The organism is Paenibacillus sp. J31R98 (assembly GCF_056269245.1).
Window position 1 is genome coordinate 336,542 of the sequence record NZ_JBWDNO010000003.1, and the last position, 20,703, is coordinate 357,244.

Consider the following 20,703-nt stretch of genomic DNA (forward strand, 5'->3'; position numbering starts at 1 on the left):
TGACCACGCGTGCAGACAACAAAGCCCCAATCCACACTCGGATTGGGGCTTTGTTCAACTGTTATAGTACCTTCGACAAGAACGACTTCGTACGCTCCTGCTGCGGACGCTCGAAGATTTGATTCGGCGGTCCTTCTTCCACGATATAGCCTGACTCCATGAAGATGACGCGGTCGCCAACTTCGCGGGCGAAGCCCATTTCGTGGGTGACGACAACCATCGTCATACCTTCCTTCGCCAACTGCTTCATAACCGCGAGCACCTCGCCGACCATCTCAGGGTCAAGCGCCGATGTCGGTTCATCGAACAACATGATCTTCGGCTCCATCGCAAGCGCGCGGGCAATCGCAACGCGCTGCTGCTGTCCGCCGGAGAGTGACGGCGGATACATGTTAGCTTTGTCGGACAGGCCGACCTTCTTCAGAAGCTCCAACGCTTTCTCGCGCGCCTTCGCTACCGGCAGCTTACGAATTTGAATCGGCGCCAGCGTAATGTTATCGAGCACCGTCAAGTGAGGGAACAGATTAAACTGCTGGAACACCATGCCGACGTCGGCGCGAATGCTCGCGATGCTCGTCTTCTTATCCATCAGCGACTGACCTTCGATAATAATCTCGCCGCCAGTCGGGGTTTCGAGCAAATTAATGCAGCGCAGGAAAGTCGATTTGCCCGATCCGGATGGGCCGATGACGACGACAACCTCTTGGCTGCTAACGGTAGCATTGATATTTTTCAATACGACATTGCTGCCAAACGCTTTCGACAAGCCTTTAATTTCAATCATCGTACTCATTGGCGATTAGCCTTCCTTTCTATCCAATTAAGCAGTTTGCTCAAGGAATAAGTAAGGATGAAATAAATGAACGCTGCCGTCAAGTACGGCTCCCAAATTCGAATATACTGGCCTTTCATAACGCCGGCCCAGTACATAATTTCAGGTGCTGTAATCAAAGCAGTCAAGGACGAGTCCTTCACAAGCACGATAAATTCGTTGCCGAATGCCGGAATCATACGTCTAATGGCTTGCGGCAGGATGATAAAACGCATCGTTTGGAAGTGTGTCATCCCAAGGGAGTGAGCCGCTTCGCTCTGACCTTTGTCAATCGACTGAATGCCGGCGCGATAAATCTCTGCCGTGTAAGCTGCCGCATTCAAGGTCAGCGCGGTAATCGCCGCAGCGATCGAGTTCGTCTTCCCGATCAGGAGCGGCATCAAACCAAAGTGCACAATGAAGATCTGAACAAGCAGCGGAGTTCCGCGGAAGAAGTTAATATACGACTGCATCGGCCAGCGTAAATACCAGCGGCGCGACATTTTGCCAAAGCCGACGAACAGACCCAAGATTGAGCCTAGCACGACGCCTGAAAGGGAAATCAGGATCGTGTATAACGTCCCTTTCCAGAACAGGGGCAAATAACCCCAAATAATATCAAACTTAAAATCCATCCCTGCCCGTCCTTTCAATCCAAATGGAATGGTAATGATCAACCAAAAAGGCATGCGTTTTACGCATGCCTCCGCAAATCGATTACTTCAAGTTATCTGTGTTTGGCTCTTCGCCGAACCATTTCTTATAAATTTCTGCATATTTGCCGTTTTCAATAATGGCTTTAATTGCAGGATCAACTTTCGCTGCCAGGTCGCTGCCTTTAGGGAAGAGAAGACCGTAGTATTCCGGAGCGAAGTTCGTGTTGTCTTCGATGCTGATATACTTCTTGTCCGGGTTTGTTTGAATGTAGTATCTAACAATTGCAATGTCCGCAACGACCGCGTCCGCGCCGCCTTGGTCAAGCTCCAACAGCGCTACAGCATTGCTGTCGAACTTCTTCAAGTTCGTGTCGCCATTACCCATGATCTTCGTCATGAGAATATCAGCTGTCGTACCTGTTTGAACGGCAACTTTCTTGCCCTTCAAGTCCGTTGCGCTCTTGATGTCGCTGCCATCTTTAACCAGAATCACGTTGCGCGATTCGAAGTACGGCATCGAATAGTCATACGTTTGTTTACGATCGTCTGTGATTGATACGCTGGATACGCCGCCTTGGTATTCTGTACCTTGCTTAACGCTCTCAAGCATTGCATCCCAGCCTGTGTTCGTTACTTCATACTTCAGACCAGCTTGTTTCATAACCGCGTCCAGGAACTCGATGTCGAAACCTTTCAACTCGTCCTTATCCATGAATTCCATCGGTGCATAGCTTGCATCTGTCGCAAACTTGTATGTTTTTGTATCGCCTGCGTTGCTGCTTGCGTTGCCGCCTGCTTCGTTACCTGTGTTTGCATTATTCTTTGCACCGCAGCCTGTTACGATTACTACAGCCATTAATGTAATGATTGCTGACACCAACCACTTCTTCATATAGAAGCCCCCTATGCTGATTGCTAAACTAATGAAGATTTTATCAAGAAATAGGCACTGTTTCAATTTAAATTTTTAAACAAGTGAAGTATTCTCACATTTTACCACTCCGCTAGCCACGTCCGTGCAGCGCACTTGGTGAAATGATTGCCATTCCACGATGGTTCTATTCTTCACCAAGCGCGATATTCGGATTAAAATCCGCCACGACGAGTACATCCATATGACGTCCTTCACGCAGCACGGTCTCCACAACAGGTCGGTGCATCATCTTGTTCAAGACGCTTCTTCGCGATTGGCCAAGCACGATCTGGGTGCTCTTCAGCTCGTTCGCTTTTGCCAGCAGCGCGCTCGGTACGGCGTTCTTGGAAGCCGCTTGCTCCACCTCGAACGTACCGCCGAGTCTTGCTGTCAGCTCCTGCAGCGCCTCGATCCGCTTATCAACTGCAGGACCACGCTCGCCGCTCGTCTGCACGAAGTGGACATGCCACGCCGCTTTCAGGCGATGCGCAATCCGGAAGCCGCGGCGGATCAGTCGTTCTGCTGTTTCCCCTATGGTCACGGCAATGAAGATCGACTCCTGGCGGCGCCAAGGTCCCCGAAGCGAGCCGTTTCGTTCCCACGATTCCAAACGTTCATCGACGTCATCGGCAATTTCACGCAGCGCAAGCTCGCGCAGTGCAATGAGATTACCTGTCTTGAACAAGCCTGTCATCGCTTGCTCGACGTCATCCTTCTTATAAATAAGGCCATCCCGCATCCGCTGCTGCAGCGTAATCGGCGTGACGTCGATTAGCTCGACCTCGTCCGCTAGGCGCAAGATGCTGTCCGGCACAGTCTCCGCAATCGTCGTTCCGGTAATTTGCTCGACCGCATCCTTCAAGCTTTCGAGATGCTGCACGTTCAGCGTTGCGATTACAGAAATACCTGCATCAAGAATCTGCTGCATATCTTCATAGCGCTTCGCATTGCGACTGCCAACCGCATTCGTATGCGGAAGCTCATCGATCAGAACAACTTCAGGATTGCGTGCAATAATCGCGTCGACATCCATCTCGGTAATGCCCTTCTCCGCGTCAATCACTTTACGCGGTACGATCTCGAGCTTGCCTGCCTGCTGCAGCGTCTCCGCGCGGTCATGCGCCTCCATAAGGCCGATGACAACATCGATGCCTCTGCGCAGCAGGTCATTGCCCTCGCGCAGCATCATATACGACTTGCCCGCGCCAGGAGCCGCGCCGATGTATACCTTGAACGTTCCACGGCGAATGCGCTCGATCTTCTTCTCGACCTCTTGCGCGCTAAGTCTGCGGTATGGCTCCGAATGCGAAGACTGCTGCGGCGCCGAACGCTTCGCCGGCAATACGCGCTCGCCTTCATGCTCAGCGCGATCCGCCATAAAGAACAGGTCAATGTTCCGCACCTGCTTCAATACGGAACCAGCGATGGAGCCTTGCCAGAATTCCTGAGCTCTCGTCTGCTTCGAATGCCCCATAACGATGCGTGTCGCATTAATGAGCATCGCATATTTAATGAGCGCAGGCGGAACTTGCCTGCGGCTGCCGACCGAAATTTCGCGGAAGCCCGCGTCCACTTTCTCCGTCAGCTTCAAGATAGACCGTTTGAACGCTTCGCGTTCCTTCGTGGGTTCTTGGCTGGAATCGGAGAAAACGACGACCTGCAGGTCACCGCCAAGCCGCTTCGCAATTTGCTGACCGCGGCGGATGTAGATCGAGCCGTTCCAGTGATACTGCGCAGCGACCAGAATCCGCTCTGCCGCACCGGATGGACCGATAAAGCCCTGCTCCTCGCGGTATTTCTCAAGCGATTCGTTGACGCCTTCCGCCATCAGCCGCAGCGATAGCTCGCGAAGCTTACCGAGATTGCCTCGCTTCAGCAAGCCTGGGCCTTTAATATTGCACAGGCCTTCATTCAGGCGGTTCAAAATCGTCTCCGGCGACACGTCAATGAGGCGTACCTCGTCGGCAAGCTCAAGCGCATCGGCCGAGACGGTGCATTCCGCCTCTATGCCAGTCAGCTTCTGAGCAAGTTCCGTGACCCCGTCGAGTTCGTACACATTGACAGTCGTTATGATGCTAATGCCATGGCTGAGCAGGAACGTAATATCTTCAAGACGTGTCTTGAACTTCGCATCCGGCCGATTCTCATGCGCTAGCCCGTCAACGAGCAGCACTTCCGGATTGCGTTCGAGAATTGCGTCAAGATTAAGATCCTTCTTCTCTTCATCGCCTTTATACCAATGAATGCTTGGGATCCGCTCCAAATCCGCGAGCTGCTCGACCGTTTCCGGACGACGCATCGTCGACACCGCACAGACGGCAACCTCAATCCCTTGCTGCTTCAGCGATTGGCCTTCGCGCAGCATGTGATAGGTTTTGCCAGAACCGCTAACAGCACCAATGTACACTTTCAGACGTCCACGATGGATTTTGGAGATGGATAATAGCAATTCTTCAGGGGTTTTACGGCGGTAACCAGCCATAACAAACTTCGCCTTCCTTCCTACACCTATAAACTTTCCTAAACTTCGCAAGCTTATTGCTTTATTTGCACAAAAAAGAAGCCTGTACGGGGGGATATGCCTCTTTAAAAAAGAGGAACGCCTCTCGCGGCTTCTAGGCACAAATATATCTTAAAAGTGTCTATATGCACGATCATTCGTCGCCTCTCTCGATTACGCTTACGAGGTTAGCTGCCGGATTCGGGCGTGAGAGTCGCCCTACCTGAAGAGCTACAAAGCCGCAAGCGGCCTGGCTTTCTTCAAGATTCACCCCAATGACTGCGACTGGCAAAATTGCTTCACCATGCGCTTGTCATTACTAGTGGTTCCCCCGATTTCTTAAGACAAGAAATTCAGCGTTTCTTTTAACTTGCTTCATGTTACGCCCCCAGCCTCTCTTTGTAAAGGAATACGGAAGAGAATGCACTCTCGTTTCCTGCCAAGTTAGGTGGTTATAGCGCTTACAACAAAGCGCTGCTCCAGTATCCTCTGCCTAACTCACTATATCGCCGTTTCTTGCAAATAGCTGATATTTGACAGGGGAATGGAGGGCGTTACTTCAAAATGCGCCGACAATCAGCTCAATCGACTTCAGCACAAGTCCGATCAGGAAGCCGCAAACCGCGCCATTGACGCGAATCCATTGCAAATCCTGGCCGACTTTATCTTCGATTAGCTCAACGAGCTGGTCGTTGTCGAGCCGGTCGAGGTTCTCTTGCACGAATGACCCGATTCTCGCGTGATTGCGTTCTATCAGGTGCACGATCTGGCCTTTCAGCCAGCCCTCTGCATCGGCCACAAGCTCGCGATTCGCTTCAAAACGGTCCGCAAGCTGCGACAGCAGCGGCCATGTCCGGTCTGCGAACGATTCATCATGTACGAAAGCAATGCCTTTCTCACGAAGCGATTCGAAGAGACGCGCCAGTTCGCCTTCCAAGTCAAAAGCATTCAGCAGCTCATCGCGAAGCTGATCCAGCTGACCGGTCTCGGACAAGCGAGTGATCAGCATTTCGAGGCCACTGTGCAGATGCTGCATGATGGCGTTACGGCGCTGCGTATCCGGCACCTTCAACTCATGGATCTTGTTCAAGATGAACGACTGCAGCATCGTACCGAGCCGGTCTTCATCTAAGTAACCAATAAAGGCGTTAACGGCAAACTGCATGAGGCCGCCGAGATTGAGTCCTTTCACAAGCTGCATCGCAGAATTGCCCAGCTCACGGCGCATGCCTTCTGTTCCGGCCCACGCTTCGGCGCGCTCGAGCAGCAGATCGAGCAGCCGCTCGTCGGTGCCATTCTCGGCGGCACGGTGCAGGAAGCTGCGCAGCAATGCTTCAAGGTCGATGCGCGCAGCGGCAGAGCGAATCTCGCCCGACAGCAGCGGTACGACCTTGTCGGCCGGGATGCTGCGCAGCGCGCTCTCGAGCAGCTGCGGCAGCCGCTCACTGTACACCGCCGATTGCAGCGCATTACGAAGTGGTGGGAGCAGTTGCTCGGCGAGATCGAGCTGGTTCAGCTTCTCGATCATGCTCTCCTTGGCGAGCAGCCGGTCTTCCAGGACGCGGACGATGCCGTCCGACATCTTCTTCCGGTTGCGCGGCAGCAGCGCCGTGTGCGGAATCGGGATGCCAAGCGGATGGCGGAATAGCGCCGTTACGGCGAACCAGTCCGCCAGGCCGCCGATGACGCCCGCTTCAAAGCCGACATGAAGCAGCCCGAGCGCGCCGTCCTTGAACGGAATCGTTGCTGCGAAGCCAGCCGCCATGATGCCGAGCGATATATTTGCAAGTTGTTTATTTTTTCTCGATTCGTTGGCCATAATCGTTCAGGCTCCTTCTATGATTGCTACTTACACCATACCACTACATGTGAATCAGTTCAAAATCCATGCCTATTCATGAGAAAAGAAAGGCAGGTTTATGCGGAAAGAGAGACAGGCCTTGCGAGCCTGTCCCTTCCTAGCACATCAGTATGATTAATGGCTCTTCCATCGCTCGAGCTTCGGAATGCCTCTGGTGAAGAAACCTGTCAGAAACTTCGGAAAGCCCATGCTGACCATCTTCCCTTTGACGAATTCCTGCATTTGCTCAGCCTTCATATCAGGTATTGTGAACCGGCCGCCCGCGTAGCAATGGATGCAAAACTTGAGGCTCTTCGCTCCGTCCGCTTCTGTCCCGTTCTTATCGCCCTTCGCGATCGGCATCCCGCAGCTCTGGCAGTTCTTGTAGCTTACGCTCACAGTTGGCGCACGCTCCTTCTGGATAATGATGGGTTAATTATATGCAATATTGCGGAGCATGTACATGGGAGCGGCGCTGACAGCAAGGCGGCGAGCGCGAGAGAACCTATGTGTGCTCTCAGCGGCTGAAGCACCGCTTCCGCACTCTGAAAGAGGCTATTACCTCTCTCAACACCCGATTTCCGCTTTTCCAGTTCCCGAGAGCGGCTTTTCCCTCTCTCAACACACGATATCCGCTTTTTCAGCTGCCGAGAGCGGGTTTTTCCTCTCTCATCACCAGCTTACTCGCCTATACGACCGCTTCCGCACTCTGAAAGAGGCTTTTCCCTCTCTCAACACCAGATATCCGCTTTTCCAGCTCCCGAGAGCGGGTTTTTCCTCTCTCATCACCAGCTTAACCGCACCGCCTACATGACTGCTTTCGCACACTGAGTGGGGGTTTTCCCACTTCGCTGCTCCCGAGAGCGGCCTTTCCCTCTCTCACTTCACGAGAGGTGGGTTGTGCAAGAAAGCGATTGCGCAATTGGCAAGCGTCATCTACAATAGTTGTTAAGCAATCAAAAGTTAAAGCGGTTTAACTTTTGATATGAAAGGTTTACGGTATTAACAAAGTAGTTGTTTGCAACATTAAAGTTTAACCGCTTTAACTTTTGACATAGGAGCTTGATTGGATATGAAAGTAAGCATATTTGATGTCGCGAAGAGATCAGGCCTCTCCGTCGTGACCGTATCCCGTGTCTTGAACGGTGCAGGAACAGTGCGGGAGAAGAACCGACAGCGGGTGCTGGATGCAATGAAGGAACTTGATTATCGCCCGAGCGCAGCCGCACGCAGCCTCGCTCGCGGCAAGACCGGCATTATCGGTCTCGTGTTGACGACGCTGCAGGACTCGTTCTTCGATGCGATTGTTAGCGAGCTAAATGAACTCCTAGCCCAGCATGGTTATTTTCTTGCTGTCGCGGTTACGAAAGGACAGCTTGCAGAGGGTGAGAGCCACTATCTCATTCAGGAAGACCGTGTCGACGGGCTCATTCTGCTCTCTCCTGTAGAGGAAGACCGTTATATCGTCGAGCTCAAACGGCGGAACATTCCATATGTGCTCATCGATAACCAGAATGCGGAGAATGACGCTTACTCCGTGACGATCGACAATATCAAAGGCGGTTATCTCGCTGGACAGCTGCTTGCGAAGCTCGGCGCCCAGTCCATCGCCCATCTGAGCGGAAGCGAGCTGTTCCGCAGCACGAAAGAGCGCCGCAGCGGCTTTTTGCAGGCGCTTAATGAAGCCGGGCTAACGCCTTTCGAACTTGCAAGCGGCGATTACGAGACGGAGTATGGCTATAGGACGGCGCGGCGCTGGATTGATGCGAAGCAGCTGCCTGATGCGGTGTTCGCCGGAGATGATACGATCGCCGTTGGCGTGACGAATGCGTTCCTGGAGGCAGGCATCCGCGTGCCAGAGGAAGTGGCGGTTGTCGGCTACGATGACCAGGTTATCGCTTCGCGGCTGCGGCCTTTTCTAACGACGGTGCGCCAGCCCGCTGATCGTATCGCCGCCTCTGCAGCTGAGATGCTGCTCAAGCGGATCGACGGCTCATTGAAGCGCGCAGCCAGCGTCCGTATCGAACCCGAGCTCATTATACGGCAATCGACGAGAACAGCTGCTGTGGAGACGGTGCAAAAAGAGAAGGAGTGAGCTTACAATGGCTTATTATATTGGCATTGACGCCGGCGGCAGCAAGACGCATGCGCTGGTTACCGACGAGCACGGCCATGTGCTCGGCAAAGGAGTCAGCGGCAACGGCAATCATCAGATTGATGCTGCAGAAGCGGCACGCCACTTGGCGGAAGCGACTGCCGAGGCGCTGCAGCAAGCAGGCATACAGCATGCAGATGTAGCGCATGCTTACTTCGGCCTTGCCGGCGCTGATCGCGAAACGGACTTCCGCATCCTGCGCCCAATTGTGAGCGCGATCGGATTCCCGCGCTTCTCGATCACATGCGATACGATCATCGGCCTACGCGCAGGAACGGACCGCGCTTACGGCATCTCCGTTATATGCGGCACGGGCACGAACTGTGCCGGCCGGAATAAGGCTGGAGAGCAGCTGCAGGTTGGCGGCTTCAGCTATATGTATGGCGATTTTGGCGGAGGCGGCGCTTTGAATGTGGAAGTGTTCCGCTCGGTCATCCGCGCCTGGGACGGTCGCGAGCAGCCGACACTGCTGACAGAACTGCTGCTGGCAAAGCTCGATTATTCGAGCGTGGAGGATATGTACAACGATTATCTCGACCACGATAAGAACGTGCCTGTAGATGTAGCGAAGCTGCTGTTCGAAGCGGCGGCGGCGGGCGATGCAGTGGCGATTGCGATTCTGCAGCGCCAAGGCGAAGAGCTTGGAAAATCTGCTGCAGCTGTTGCACGGCGGCTAGGGATGGGCGGCGACGCGTTCGACGTCGTGCTGACAGGCAGTCTGGTGACACGCGGCGACCGCGGCGGTTGGATTCGAGGTGCATTGGAGCAGATTGTCCTTGAGGCTGCGCCGAGCGCTCGAATTGTAACGCTAACGGTTGACCCGGTCTTCGGGGCCGTATGGGCAGCGATGGAAGAAGACGGATTGACGATTAACGAGGACGTGTATGCGCATATGCGTGCTCTGGGGGATTTTGATCATATAACGGTTTAAGAAAGGGATGTGAGTGGTTGTGGCAAACGGATTAAAAGTAGTTGTAATCGGTGGAGGCTCCTCCTACACGCCGGAATTGGTGGAAGGGTTTATCCAGTATCATCATGAGTTGCCTGTTCGCGAGCTATGGTTGGTGGACATTGAAGCTGGGCTTCACAAGCTGAACATTGTCGGCAATTTGGCCCGTAGAATGGTCGAGCGCTCGGGACTACCAATCGAGGTGCATCTGACGACGGACCGCCGCTTGGCGATTCAAGGCGCTAATTTCGTCAGCACGCAGATGCGTGTCGGCATGCTGGAAGCACGCGGCCGCGACGAGTCCATTCCGCTGAAATATGGCGTCATCGGGCAAGAAACGACCGGTCCCGGCGGCATGATGAAGGCGCTGCGGACGATTCCAGTGCTGCTCGATATTTGCCGCGATATTGAGGAGCTCGCACCGGAAGCGTGGCTGCTGAACTTCACGAACCCGGCGGGCATCGTGACGGAGGCGATTCATAAGCATTCGAACGTGCGCAGCGTGGGGCTGTGCAATTCTCCAATCGGATTGCAAAAATGGCTGAAAGGCGCGTATGAAGTTGCCCCTGATCGCATCTATACGGAGTTCGTCGGACTTAATCATCTGCACTGGATAACGCGAGTTGATATTGATGGAGAGTCGAAGCTTCCGGAGCTGCTTGGCAATACGGAAGGCTTCAGCGGCAAGAATGTGCCGTCGCAGGGCTGGGATGCCGCCTTCCTCCGCTCGCTCGGCGCGCTGCCCTCGTATTATTTGAAGTATTTCTATATGACGAATGAAATGCTTGCCGAGCAGCAAGAGTCCTTCGCGCGTGACGGCAATCGCGCTGCGGTGGTGAAGCGCGTCGAAGACGAGCTGTTCCAGCTATATAGCGATCCAGAGCTGAGCGAGAAACCGAAGCAGCTAGAGCAGCGCGGCGGCGCGTTCTACTCAGAGGCTGCGGTGAACTTAATGCGCTCGCTGTACAATGGCACCAATGACATTCAAACACTTAATGTGGCGAACAACGGCACGCTAGACTTCCTGCCGAAGGACGCATCCATCGAAGTGAATTGCGTCGTCACGAAGAATGGCCCTCTGCCGTTGCCGCTTACGAACGTGCCAGAGCATGTAAAGGGGCTCATCCATGCAGTGAAAACGTACGAGCAGCTGACGATTGACGCTGCCGTAACCGGTGACCGCGGCATCGCGCTGCAAGCGATGGTCCACCACCCGCTCGTCCCGAATGTAGGTACTGCCATTAAGCTTCTGGATGAGATGCTCGAGGCGAACCGCGACTACTTGCCGCAATTCTTCCCGCAAGGGTAGGGCTCGCTAACATCAATAACTACGCATCCTTTGGTCCAGTTTGCAAAGGTTCCCCTTACTCTCCAGAATGAGGGTGGCGGGATCGAGTAGTGGAATTAAAAAGCCGAGAGAGCATATATGCTCTCTCGGCTTTGTTTTTACCGCATATCGCAAGCTGAGAGAACGTATACGTTCTCTCAGCCTCGTAATCATATCCTTTACGGCCAATTTCGCTACTGAGAGCACCTATGTGTTCGCTAGGCTTCCATTCCGCAGCAGCCAGCCTCTGAGAGCACATATAGGTTCTCTCAGCTCAGCCGCCCCACGTTCCGCGCACTTGTCTCGCACAAGTTTCGCACAAGACTCCCACTACTCTCACACGCCTCGCACTTCCCGCACCGCTTTCCTTACTTCCGCAGAAGCAAATACAAGAAATACGGCCCGCCGATGAACGCGATCATGATCCCTGCCGGGACACCGGCTGGATCAGCGATGTTGCGGCCAATCGTGTCGGCGAGCAGCAGCAGCCAGCCGCCCATGAGGATGGACACCGGCACGAACAATTGGTGCCGCGTGCCTACCAGCGCCTTCGCGATATGCGGCGCCATCAGGCCAACGAAGGCGATGCCGCCTGTCACCGAGACGGCTGCTGAAGCGAGCGCGACCGCTACAAGCAAGAGCACGATCCGCTCGCGATTGACCGCGAGCCCCGAGCCGATCGCTGACGATTCATTCAGCGCCAGCAAGTTCATGGCGCTCGCCTTGTACATCGCATACGGAATCAGCAATGCGAGCCACGGAAGCAGCGCCCAGAAGAATGGCCAGTCGGTGCCCCATATATTGCCCGCAAGCCACTTAGCAATGAAGTCGACTTTGATCCGGTCCGCCGATGAGATGATAACAACCATCGCCCCCGACAAAGCGAGCGAGAAACCGACGCCTACAAGCACGAGCTTGACCGGCTGCAGCCCCTCCCGCTTGCTGTACGCGAACAAATAGATAATGCCAGCCGTCAAGAATGCTCCGGCAAAGCCGACCGCAGGAAGCATATAAGCGAACGACCCCGTATCTATCGGCACGTACAAGAAGAACACCGCGATAGCGAAGCCGGCGCCTGAGTTAATGCCCACGACGCCAGGGTCAGCCAAATCATTGCGCGTAATGCCTTGCAGAATCGCCCCGGACAGCGCGAGCGCCATACCGGAGAGCAGCGTCACCAGAATACGCGGCAATCGCAGCGAATACAGTACGAACTCTTCTTTAAAGTCGCCGTTCCCAAGCAGCGTCGGGAGCAGCCGATTATAAGACAACGAGGAAGCACCCAGCCCTAAGCTGATGACAACCGTGAGCAGAATGAACAGAAGTAAGACAGCCACAACCATGCGCTGTTTGCGAGCGAGGAGGGACATTGAACCGGGCATCATGACGTAAGCTTCACTCCTTTACGTACGATGAACAGGAAGAACGGTAAACCGATCGTCGCAATAATCGCCACCACAGGCGTCTCATACGGCGCATTCATCGTACGCCCCAGCGTATCCGCCAGCAGCATAAAGATGGCGCCCCAGATCGCGGACATCGGAATCACCTTGCGGTAATCGATGCCGAACATCGCGCGTACGATATGAGGGATCATGAGCCCGATGAACGCCATATTGCCGACGAGGGCAACCGCAGCGCCTGCCAGCAGTGTAAGGACCGTGTACAGGATGATCTTCACATACACCGTCCGCAGCCCAAGTCCGACCGCAACATCTTCATTGAGGCTCAGGATCGTCACCTGCCGAGACAGCAGCACCGCAATGACGATGCCTCCAATAATGAACGGCGAGATCGCTTGAATTTGCCCCCATGTCGTCCCGATCAAGCCGCCAGCGGTCCACATCGTGACATCTTTGGATACTTTAAAAATCAATCCCGCGCCGTCCGATACCGCGTACAGAAACGCTGATATCGCTGATCCTGCGAGCACGAGCCGAAGCGGAGACAGGCCGCCTTTCTTCACCGCACCAAGCCCTAGCACAATAACCGTCCCTGCTGCAGCACCGATGAAGCACGCCACCATGATGCCAAAATACCCCGTTCCCGGCAGCATCGTTATTGTCAGCGCAAGCGCGCAGTTCGCGCCTGCCGTTAAGCCGAGCAAGCCAGGGTCAGCGAGCGGATTGCGGGTCAGCCCCTGCATCAGCGTACCCGATACAGCGAGCGCCGAGCCAACGAGAATGCCCGCCACCTCGCGAGGCAGCCGGATCTCGCGCAGCATCGTAATCGTATCGCTCTTCTGCTGCGAGAAGAACACATGCCACAGATCGCTCAGCGATGTATCCGCAGCGCCGAAGAGCATAGCCGCCGCAAACATGGCGACTAGCGCGGCAATGCCTAGAATCATCTTAGCGGTTGTATTCGCCAGACTTGGACGTTTGATTTCCACACCTACATCCACATCCACATCCACATTCATCATTCGTCTCACACATTCCTTTTTTAAACAAGGAAGAGGAACTGCTCCCGAAAGAGAATTCCTCTACCCTCTTGTTTATTGGCCGAGCAAGCCTTTAGTAATCACATCAAGCTGATAGTCCAGCGTTAGCGCATCGTTAAAGTAGAAGCCCTTCGAATCTACCTCTATCACATGGTTGTTCTTCGCCGCAGTCGTGTTCTTGTACGTCTCTGTCTTCTGGAACGAGTTGTCAGCAGCGGAGTCTTTGCTGAAGATGACATAGTCGCCCATGAAGTCAGGCAGCACTTCCGTGGATACCGCATAGTAGCCTTCCTTCTGCGTCATTTCTTTCACCTTCTTCGGCATTGCGAGACCCATCGCTTGATAAATGATTTCCGTTCCGCGGCCCCATGCGTCGCCGTACACATACAATTGCTTATCGTATGACTCGATAACGGAAACCGTCTTATCCGCACCGTTCTTCGCTTTAATCTCTTCGCCCGCTTTAGTAGCGCGCGCTTTGAAATCATCAATCCAAGCTTGCGCGTCCTTCTCCTTGTTCAGCAGCTTGCCGATCTCCAGGTACTGCGTCAGATAGTCGACTTTGTTGTACGTGTAAACAACCGTCGGAGCGATCTTCTTCAGCTTGTCCAGGTTCTTCACGTCGTCCATGCCGATGATCAGGTCTGGCTTCAGCTCCAGAATCTTCTCCACGTCTTCATCCGAAACTTCAGCCGCATCCTTCAACTGGTCTTGGAAGTTCGGGTTCGCCTTCGACCAAGAGTCCACACCGACAATAGGCACCCCAAGCTTGATGATATCGCCGGCAAAACCAGCCAGCACGATAACTCGCTGCGGGCTCGCAGGCACTTCCACAGGACCCGCTTCGGATTGATAAGTAATCGTGCCGGATTCCGCTGGTGCATTGGCGGCAGCATTATCTTCAGTCGAACTATTCGCCGCTGCATTGCCGCCTGCATTCGCCGACGTATTAGCGGACGAGTTCGCATTCCCTGCATTATTGTTGCCACCATTGCTGCCGCAAGCGCTTAGCACCAGGACGAACAGGAGAACGATCGGAATTAACAATTTGTTCATTTCTCTTTTCTCTCACTTTCGTTGTATGATAGTTGTATTGATAATGATTATCAGTTTCAAGGCACTACAAACTTTAACTCCGCGACACAGCCTTTGTCAACCTCTTTTTGAGAATGAATCTCATTTAGCATAAAAAGGAAATGTGCGAATCCACAGGAAAGCAGGTTACACGAACAATGATTACGAGTGTGAGCGAGCAATTGGAATTATATGATGTCACCATTATCGGAGGTGGCCCGGCCGGGCTTTATTCAGCTTTCTATAGCGGAATGCGCGAGCTGAAGACGAAGGTTATCGAGGCGCGCGAAGAGCTTGGCGGACGGATTCTCATTTATCCGGAGAAAATGATTTGGGACGTTGGCGGACTGACTCCCACGCTGGGGGAGAAGCTTATCGAACAGCTCATTACCCAGGCAATGACGTTCGAGCCAACTGTTGTGCTCGGTCAGCAGATCGTAGGAATGGATCGGCAGGAGGATGGTTCGCTGCTGCTCACTTCGGCGAGTGGCGAGAAGCACTGGACACGCACGGTCGTACTCGCTATCGGTTATGGCATCTTAGAGCTCGCGAAGCTGGATATTGAAGGCGCGGACCGGTTTGAGGTAACGAACCTGCACTACACGGTACAGTCGCTGGAGGAGTTCAGAGGCAAGCATGTGCTTATATCCGGGGGCGGTGATTCTGCGGTTGACTGGGCGAATATGATCGAGCCGATTGCAGCGAGCCTGACCGTCGTTCACAGGCGTGACCAGTTCGGCGGTCACGAGCGCAATGTGACGCGGATGAAGGAATCCTCGGCGAGCGTTCGAACACCGTATGCCGTGCAAGCGCTGCATAGCAGCAATGGGACGGCGATTGACCGAGTCAGCATCGCGCATATGGAGACGGGGGAGACGGAGCAACTCTCTGTCGAAGCTGTAATCGTCAACCATGGCTTGCGTTATAACTTCGGCCCCGTTCGGGATTGGGGCCTTGCGATGGACGAGTGGAATGTCCCTGTCAGCTCCAAAATGGAGACGAATCTGCCGGGCGTATTCGCCGCAGGCGACTTCGTCATGCATGACAGCAAGGTTCATCTGATCGCTGGCACGTTCACCGATGCTGTGAACGCCACGAACAGCGTCAAGGTATATCTCGATCCGGAGGCGGACAAAACCGCCTATGTCTCTTCCCACAACTCGCGATTCAAGGAGAAGAACCGCCAGCTCGGCGTCGCTGTAGAAGACGAAGAAGAGTGACAGATGGGGACCTAAGCTCCCCACTTGTCACTCTATGATTCAACGTTCCGCCGCAATCTGCTGGCGGTATTCGGTTGGCGTTACATTCATTTTGCGCCGGAACACTTGCGTGAAGTGACGCACATCGGCGTACCCGATCCGCTCGGCAATCTCGGCGAGCTTCAGGCCCGATTGCTGCAGCAGCTCCTTCGCCTGTTCAATGCGCAAGCTGATGACATAATCCTTGTAGCCTTGGCCTGTCTTCTGCTTGAACAGCTGGCTGAAGTAGATCGGATTAAGGAAGACGACTGACGCCACCTTCTCCAGCGACAGCTCCTCATTGTAATGCGCCTTCAGGTATTGCAGGGAGACTTCAATCGCCTTATCGCCGCTGCCTTCCGGCCGGTCGCTTGCTGTAGGCGATGGCGCTTGGCGAAGACGCCGCACTTCTTCGGGAATGCGGTTGAACTCCTTGATCGCTTCTGAGAACGTAATGTGGAAGGGCAGCTTCAAATAATGGCTGAGATGCTTGTGCAGATCCTGTGCCAGCCCCTCATCCGTCTTGTTGGTCTTAAGCTGCACAAGGCCAAGCAAGCTCTGCCGGTCAAAGCTGACAACGAAGCCCTGCCCATGCAGATCAATCAGCTCAGACAGGACATTCTCGATAATAAAATGCTCCAGCTGAACGTTCTTCACTGCTTCTTCGATTCGCACCATAACGAGGCGAAACTCGGGATAGCGCTCAATGAGCGGAGCAATGTCGAGATTGCCCAGCGCAAGGCCGGAAGCAAGGCGCTGGAACACTGCTTCGCGCAAGTACTTCAGGTTCGTCTTCAACAGTTCGCCTTCCTTGGAGGAAGTCGTCTCTTCCTTCGCCTCTTCAGCGAGCTGTTCAATCAATTCCTCCAGGCGCTGCTTGCCGATCGGCTTCAGCAAATAATCGCGAGCTCCTAGCCGCACAGCTTTCTGCGCGTATGAAAACTCCGAATGCGCCGATATCACGACCCACTTCACGTGCGGATATTTACGCCGGGACATCTTCATGAACTCAAGTCCATCGATACCTGGCATCAGAATATCAGTCAGCACGATATCAATTGGCTGACTCTCCAGCACTTGCACTGCATCCTCCGCAGAGGCTGCCAAATGCACATTGTAATCGGGGAATGCCCGCTTAATGGTTCGTTTCACACCTTCGCGAATGACACTCTCGTCATCTGTAATGAGGATGTTCACTGCCATATGCAGCTCCTCCTTCCTGCCTCCGAACGCCTTACATCTAATGACAAGGAACGGTTATGATGACCGTGGTGCCTTCATTCGGCTCGCTTCGCAGCTCAAGCCCGTACGCTTCACCGTACATATGGCGAATACGCCGCTGCAAATTAACAAGCCCAATGCCGCCTTCCTGCCGGAATCCTTCCAGCCTTTCCTCATCCTTCGCTGCTTCTTCAGGCTTATCAAGTAATGTATTAATCCGTTCTAATTTCGCGGCATCGATGCCAATTCCGTTATCCTTCACCATAATGCGCAGCTTGCGCTCATCCGCTTCAATATAAACCCGCAGCTTCCCTTCCCAGTTGAGCAGCGGCTCCAAGCCGTACTTTACAGCGTTCTCGATGACAGGCTGCAGCGTCATCTTCGGCAGCGGCACGTTCATCCATGCCTCATCAACGTCGATATCGACTGTCAGCCTTCCTTCAAGACGCGTGACAATAATGGTTAAATAATGCTGCGTCTGTTCAATCTCCTCGCGAAGGCTAACTGCCACGCCTTGATCCCAGTGGCTGCTATAACGAAACAGTCTGGACAGCGACAGAACCACTTCCCCAAGCCGGTCATGCCCTTTCTCGTCGAGCATCCAATAAATCATATCAAGCGTATTGTACAGAAAATGCGGATTTACTTGCGATTGCAGCGCTTGCAGCTCTGCATTCTTCTCGCTGACCGATGATATCTTCACCCGCTCGATCAGCTCTGCTATCTGATTCACCATCTGATTAAACGACGCGACAAGTATATTAATTTCCTGGTACGAGGTTACATTGAGAGACCCGCGGAAGTTCCCGATCTCGACCTGTTTCATCTCCGAGATAAGGCGCTTGAGCGGCGAAGAGATCGTCCTTGAGAAAATCGTCGCAACGAGAATCGCCACGAGTACCAACGCTACACCTACATAGATGAGGAAACGCTTCGTCTCGGCAAGCTCGACGTTCAAGTCACGCTCCGGCGTCACGCTAAGCACGGTCCAATCGGCAAAAGGCAGCTGCGAAGCCACAATAAGATTCCCCGCACTCTCGACTACGACAGGCACGCCCCCTTTAGGCCGCGGCAGTGTCGACATCCATTGATTATCCCAGGTCTGGGACGTCGACGAGATCACTTCCCCATCGCCCGACATCAGATATACCTCGCTATGTATGCCGAGCTTCAAGTTCTCCATTGCATTTACAATCGCCTGCGAACTTGTCTCGAAGAGGACAACGCCCACTTGGCGGTGATTGTTAAGGTCATAAATCCTGCGGCCGAACGCAAACACGGAGCGGTTCTCGACCTGATCGATAATGGAATGCTTATAAACCCCGAGCCAAACCATGCTGCCGCTGGACCCCTGAATCTCTTGATACCAGTGAGCATTGGTGTAGTCGGGGTCGATGACATTGGCATAATTGCCGTAATTGTATACTTTCCCTTTATCCGTCAGGACATGAATACCAATCAGATCTTCCTGCGAGAGGAAGACAGCACCGAGAATGTTCGTAATCGCCTTCTCATTAAAATAATCGACAGCAGGGCTGTCGACTGAAGGCGTACTCATAATCCGGGAAAAATCATTATTGCCGATGACAGACTTGGACATGCTGTCATAGCCTTTCAGAAGAAGATCGAAGAGACCTGCCGTCTGCGAGACGTTCTGCTTGGACAGGCCGCTTACCTTCTCTTGAAATTGTACCGTTGTCCGATTGTAATACAAGATACTGACAATCAGTACGATAGCTGACATGCTGATAAGAAACAGCACGAACAGCCGATATTGAATGGAATGAAATCCGCGTGACACGATCGTAATCGCCCTCTCCTTCGGGCTTTACGCTTATCCTTTAACCGCACCTGCAACCATACCCTTCGTAATACGCTCCGAAAGGATGAAGTACACAAGCAGCACCGGCAATGCGCCGAGGATAAGGAAAGCACCAATTGCGCCATAGTTAACGTTGTATTGGCTGACAAAAGTATATACACCGAAAGGTAGAGTTTTCAACGCTTCTTTGGAAATAAATGTCGCTGCCATGATGTACTCGTTCCAGATCGTAATGAACGTCAGAATACATACGGTCATAATCGGCGGTACCGAGATCGGCAGGATGATGCTGCGGAATATCCGGTATACGCTAGCGCCGTCCATGAATGCCGATTCTTCAATCTCCGCTGGAATGCCACGCATAAATCCGCTAAGGATAAAGACAGCAATCGGCGTGGAGAACGTAATGTAAGGCAGAATCAGCGACCAGCGCGTGTTCAGGATGTGCATGTGCTTGAACATAACCATCAGCGGCAGCAATGTCGCCTGCATCGGAATCATCATCCCGAGCAAGAACACGAGCGTGACAACCGGACCAAGCTTCCATCTGAACCGGGAAATCGCGTAAGCAACCATTGCGCTTAGAATGATTACGCACAGCAGCGTAACGGTTGTGACCAAGACGCTGTTGCCGAGGTATTGCAAGTAATGCCCGCCCTTATATGCGGCTTTATAGTTAGCCCATTGCGGAGAGCTCGGCAGCGAGAAGAAGTTAGAGCCGAGAATCTCTTCGTTCGTTTTGAGTGAGTACATCACTAGCCAAAACAATGGGTAAATTTGCGTAACGACAAGGATCGAGAGAAGCAGATACACGAGCCCTTTTTTAAAACTTGCCATGATGTATTGTTCTCCCTTCTAGGTGTACTTCGCTTCAACTTTTTTGAAGACGAAATTGATGAAAACAGTGAATACCAAGCAGATAAACACGAGAGATGTTGCAAGTGCGCTTCCGTATCCATACTTTAAGGATAGGAATGACTGGGTGTACATATGTGTAGAGATCGTATCTGTCGCGTGTGCCGGGCCGCCGCCTGTCATAACCCATACCAGGTCAAACGACTGCAAGGAACCGATGAACGCAAGGACGATCGAGATTTTGAAGATCGGGATAACCATTGGGTAAGTAATATACCAGTCAGCCTTAAAGCCTTCTGCACCATCAATCTTCGCCGCTTCATACACTTCCGTCGGAATGTTCTGCACGCCTGTGTATTGAATGAGTAAGTGATAGCCGAAATATTGCCAAAGGGATACAAAGTACAAGCAGTACATCGCGATCTTAGGTTCTGTCAGCCAGCTGCGTGTCCAGCTTTCCAATCCGATCGATGTCAGAATACCATTGAGCATACCGCCCATTTCAGTCGGGTTGTAGATCGTTTTCCAAAGTTGGCCGATGATAACGACCGACAGAATAACAGGTACGAAGTAAATCGATACAAGCGTATTTGCTTTACGCACATAGCGGTTCATAAGTGCCGCAACAAACAAACAAACTGGAATTTCCAACATAGAGAATACTGCATAACCAAGCGTGTGACGCACGGAAGGCCAGAAGTTCGTGTCGTGGAACAGCATCGTTTTAAAATTATCGAGCCCGATAAATTTCGCCTTATTGATGCTATCCCAGTCCAGCAAGCTGTCATAAACAGCTACAAGGATTGGTACGAACACGAGGCCGATGTAGAGAATCAGACACGGCAGGACGAAAACAGCAATTGTACGGGCCGGGACTTTTAAAACATTCACGTGGGTTG

General features: G+C 53.1%; 17 protein-coding genes and 1 riboswitch. Of the genes, 4 read left to right on the top strand and 13 right to left on the bottom strand.

The window, feature by feature from the left end; all coding sequences use genetic code 11:
• Window positions 1-61 precede the first annotated feature (61 nt).
• The 6 genes from AC0YNX_RS15195 to AC0YNX_RS15220 all read right to left on the bottom strand — a co-directional run bounded on the left by AC0YNX_RS15195 (window position 62) and on the right by AC0YNX_RS15220 (window position 7,119).
• Window positions 62-784 carry an amino acid ABC transporter ATP-binding protein gene (locus tag AC0YNX_RS15195; RefSeq protein ID WP_475816768.1) on the bottom strand — a complete coding sequence of 241 codons (723 nt, stop codon included), beginning with the start codon at window positions 782-784 and terminating at the stop codon, window positions 62-64.
• Window positions 785-789: 5 nt separating this feature from the next.
• On the bottom strand, window positions 790-1,446 hold the full coding sequence (locus AC0YNX_RS15200) for an amino acid ABC transporter permease (protein ID WP_475816769.1): 657 nt from the start codon (window positions 1,444-1,446) through the stop codon (window positions 790-792).
• A gap of 82 nt (window positions 1,447-1,528) precedes the next feature.
• Entirely contained in the window at window positions 1,529-2,359 is an 831-nt protein-coding gene (locus tag AC0YNX_RS15205) for a basic amino acid ABC transporter substrate-binding protein (RefSeq protein WP_475816522.1), read from the bottom strand.
• 166 nt (window positions 2,360-2,525) lie between these two features.
• Window positions 2,526-4,862: a histidine kinase gene (locus tag AC0YNX_RS15210; protein ID WP_475816523.1), complete on the bottom strand. Its 2,337-nt coding sequence runs from the start codon at window positions 4,860-4,862 to the stop codon at window positions 2,526-2,528.
• Between the two features lie 180 nt (window positions 4,863-5,042).
• Window positions 5,043-5,249: riboswitch (cyclic di-AMP (ydaO/yuaA leader) on the bottom strand.
• Window positions 5,250-5,439: 190 nt separating this feature from the next.
• The gene (locus AC0YNX_RS15215) at window positions 5,440-6,699 is read right to left on the bottom strand and encodes a DUF445 domain-containing protein (RefSeq protein ID WP_475816524.1); all 1,260 of its coding nucleotides are present in this window, start codon (window positions 6,697-6,699) and stop codon (window positions 5,440-5,442) included.
• A 156-nt stretch (window positions 6,700-6,855) separates the two neighbouring features.
• Window positions 6,856-7,119 carry a zinc ribbon domain-containing protein gene (locus AC0YNX_RS15220; RefSeq protein ID WP_475816525.1) on the bottom strand — a complete coding sequence of 88 codons (264 nt, stop codon included), beginning with the start codon at window positions 7,117-7,119 and terminating at the stop codon, window positions 6,856-6,858.
• Between the two features lie 673 nt (window positions 7,120-7,792).
• Between AC0YNX_RS15220 and AC0YNX_RS15225 the strand changes: the two genes are divergently transcribed.
• Genes AC0YNX_RS15225 through AC0YNX_RS15235 form a run of 3 tightly spaced genes read left to right on the top strand, consistent with a single transcriptional unit; the run spans window position 7,793 to window position 11,133 of the window.
• Window positions 7,793-8,815 carry a LacI family DNA-binding transcriptional regulator gene (locus AC0YNX_RS15225; RefSeq protein WP_475816526.1) on the top strand — a complete coding sequence of 341 codons (1,023 nt, stop codon included), beginning with the start codon at window positions 7,793-7,795 and terminating at the stop codon, window positions 8,813-8,815.
• A 7-nt stretch (window positions 8,816-8,822) separates the two neighbouring features.
• Window positions 8,823-9,806 carry an N-acetylglucosamine kinase gene (locus AC0YNX_RS15230; protein WP_475816527.1) on the top strand — a complete coding sequence of 328 codons (984 nt, stop codon included), beginning with the start codon at window positions 8,823-8,825 and terminating at the stop codon, window positions 9,804-9,806.
• 19 nt (window positions 9,807-9,825) lie between these two features.
• Window positions 9,826-11,133 (top strand): 6-phospho-beta-glucosidase, encoded by a 1,308-nt coding sequence (locus AC0YNX_RS15235; RefSeq protein ID WP_475816528.1) that lies wholly within the window; start codon window positions 9,826-9,828, stop codon window positions 11,131-11,133.
• Window positions 11,134-11,519: 386 nt separating this feature from the next.
• Here AC0YNX_RS15235 and AC0YNX_RS15240 read toward each other — a convergent pair whose 3' ends face one another.
• From AC0YNX_RS15240 to AC0YNX_RS15250, 3 genes are all read right to left on the bottom strand, one after another.
• Window positions 11,520-12,536: a FecCD family ABC transporter permease gene (locus AC0YNX_RS15240; protein WP_475816529.1), complete on the bottom strand. Its 1,017-nt coding sequence runs from the start codon at window positions 12,534-12,536 to the stop codon at window positions 11,520-11,522.
• Complete coding sequence (locus tag AC0YNX_RS15245) at window positions 12,533-13,501, bottom strand: FecCD family ABC transporter permease (RefSeq protein ID WP_475816770.1); 969 nt, start codon at window positions 13,499-13,501, stop codon at window positions 12,533-12,535. The genes AC0YNX_RS15240 and AC0YNX_RS15245 overlap by 4 nt, the downstream gene beginning before the upstream one ends.
• Before the next feature lie 147 nt (window positions 13,502-13,648).
• The gene (locus AC0YNX_RS15250) at window positions 13,649-14,650 is read right to left on the bottom strand and encodes an iron-hydroxamate ABC transporter substrate-binding protein (protein ID WP_475816530.1); all 1,002 of its coding nucleotides are present in this window, start codon (window positions 14,648-14,650) and stop codon (window positions 13,649-13,651) included.
• 188 nt (window positions 14,651-14,838) lie between these two features.
• On the opposite strand from AC0YNX_RS15250, the gene AC0YNX_RS15255 reads away from it, so the two are divergent.
• Entirely contained in the window at window positions 14,839-15,888 is a 1,050-nt protein-coding gene (locus AC0YNX_RS15255) for an NAD(P)/FAD-dependent oxidoreductase (RefSeq protein ID WP_475816771.1), read from the top strand.
• A gap of 39 nt (window positions 15,889-15,927) precedes the next feature.
• Here AC0YNX_RS15255 and AC0YNX_RS15260 read toward each other — a convergent pair whose 3' ends face one another.
• The 4 genes from AC0YNX_RS15260 to AC0YNX_RS15275 are packed head-to-tail and all read right to left on the bottom strand — an operon-like array spanning window position 15,928 to window position 20,695.
• Window positions 15,928-17,103 carry a response regulator gene (locus AC0YNX_RS15260; RefSeq protein WP_475816772.1) on the bottom strand — a complete coding sequence of 392 codons (1,176 nt, stop codon included), beginning with the start codon at window positions 17,101-17,103 and terminating at the stop codon, window positions 15,928-15,930.
• Window positions 17,104-17,146: 43 nt separating this feature from the next.
• On the bottom strand, window positions 17,147-18,928 hold the full coding sequence (locus AC0YNX_RS15265) for a sensor histidine kinase (RefSeq protein WP_475816531.1): 1,782 nt from the start codon (window positions 18,926-18,928) through the stop codon (window positions 17,147-17,149).
• Between the two features lie 33 nt (window positions 18,929-18,961).
• Window positions 18,962-19,786 carry a carbohydrate ABC transporter permease gene (locus AC0YNX_RS15270; protein WP_475816532.1) on the bottom strand — a complete coding sequence of 275 codons (825 nt, stop codon included), beginning with the start codon at window positions 19,784-19,786 and terminating at the stop codon, window positions 18,962-18,964.
• An 18-nt stretch (window positions 19,787-19,804) separates the two neighbouring features.
• Window positions 19,805-20,695 carry a carbohydrate ABC transporter permease gene (locus tag AC0YNX_RS15275; protein WP_475816533.1) on the bottom strand — a complete coding sequence of 297 codons (891 nt, stop codon included), beginning with the start codon at window positions 20,693-20,695 and terminating at the stop codon, window positions 19,805-19,807.
• Window positions 20,696-20,703 lie beyond the last annotated feature (8 nt).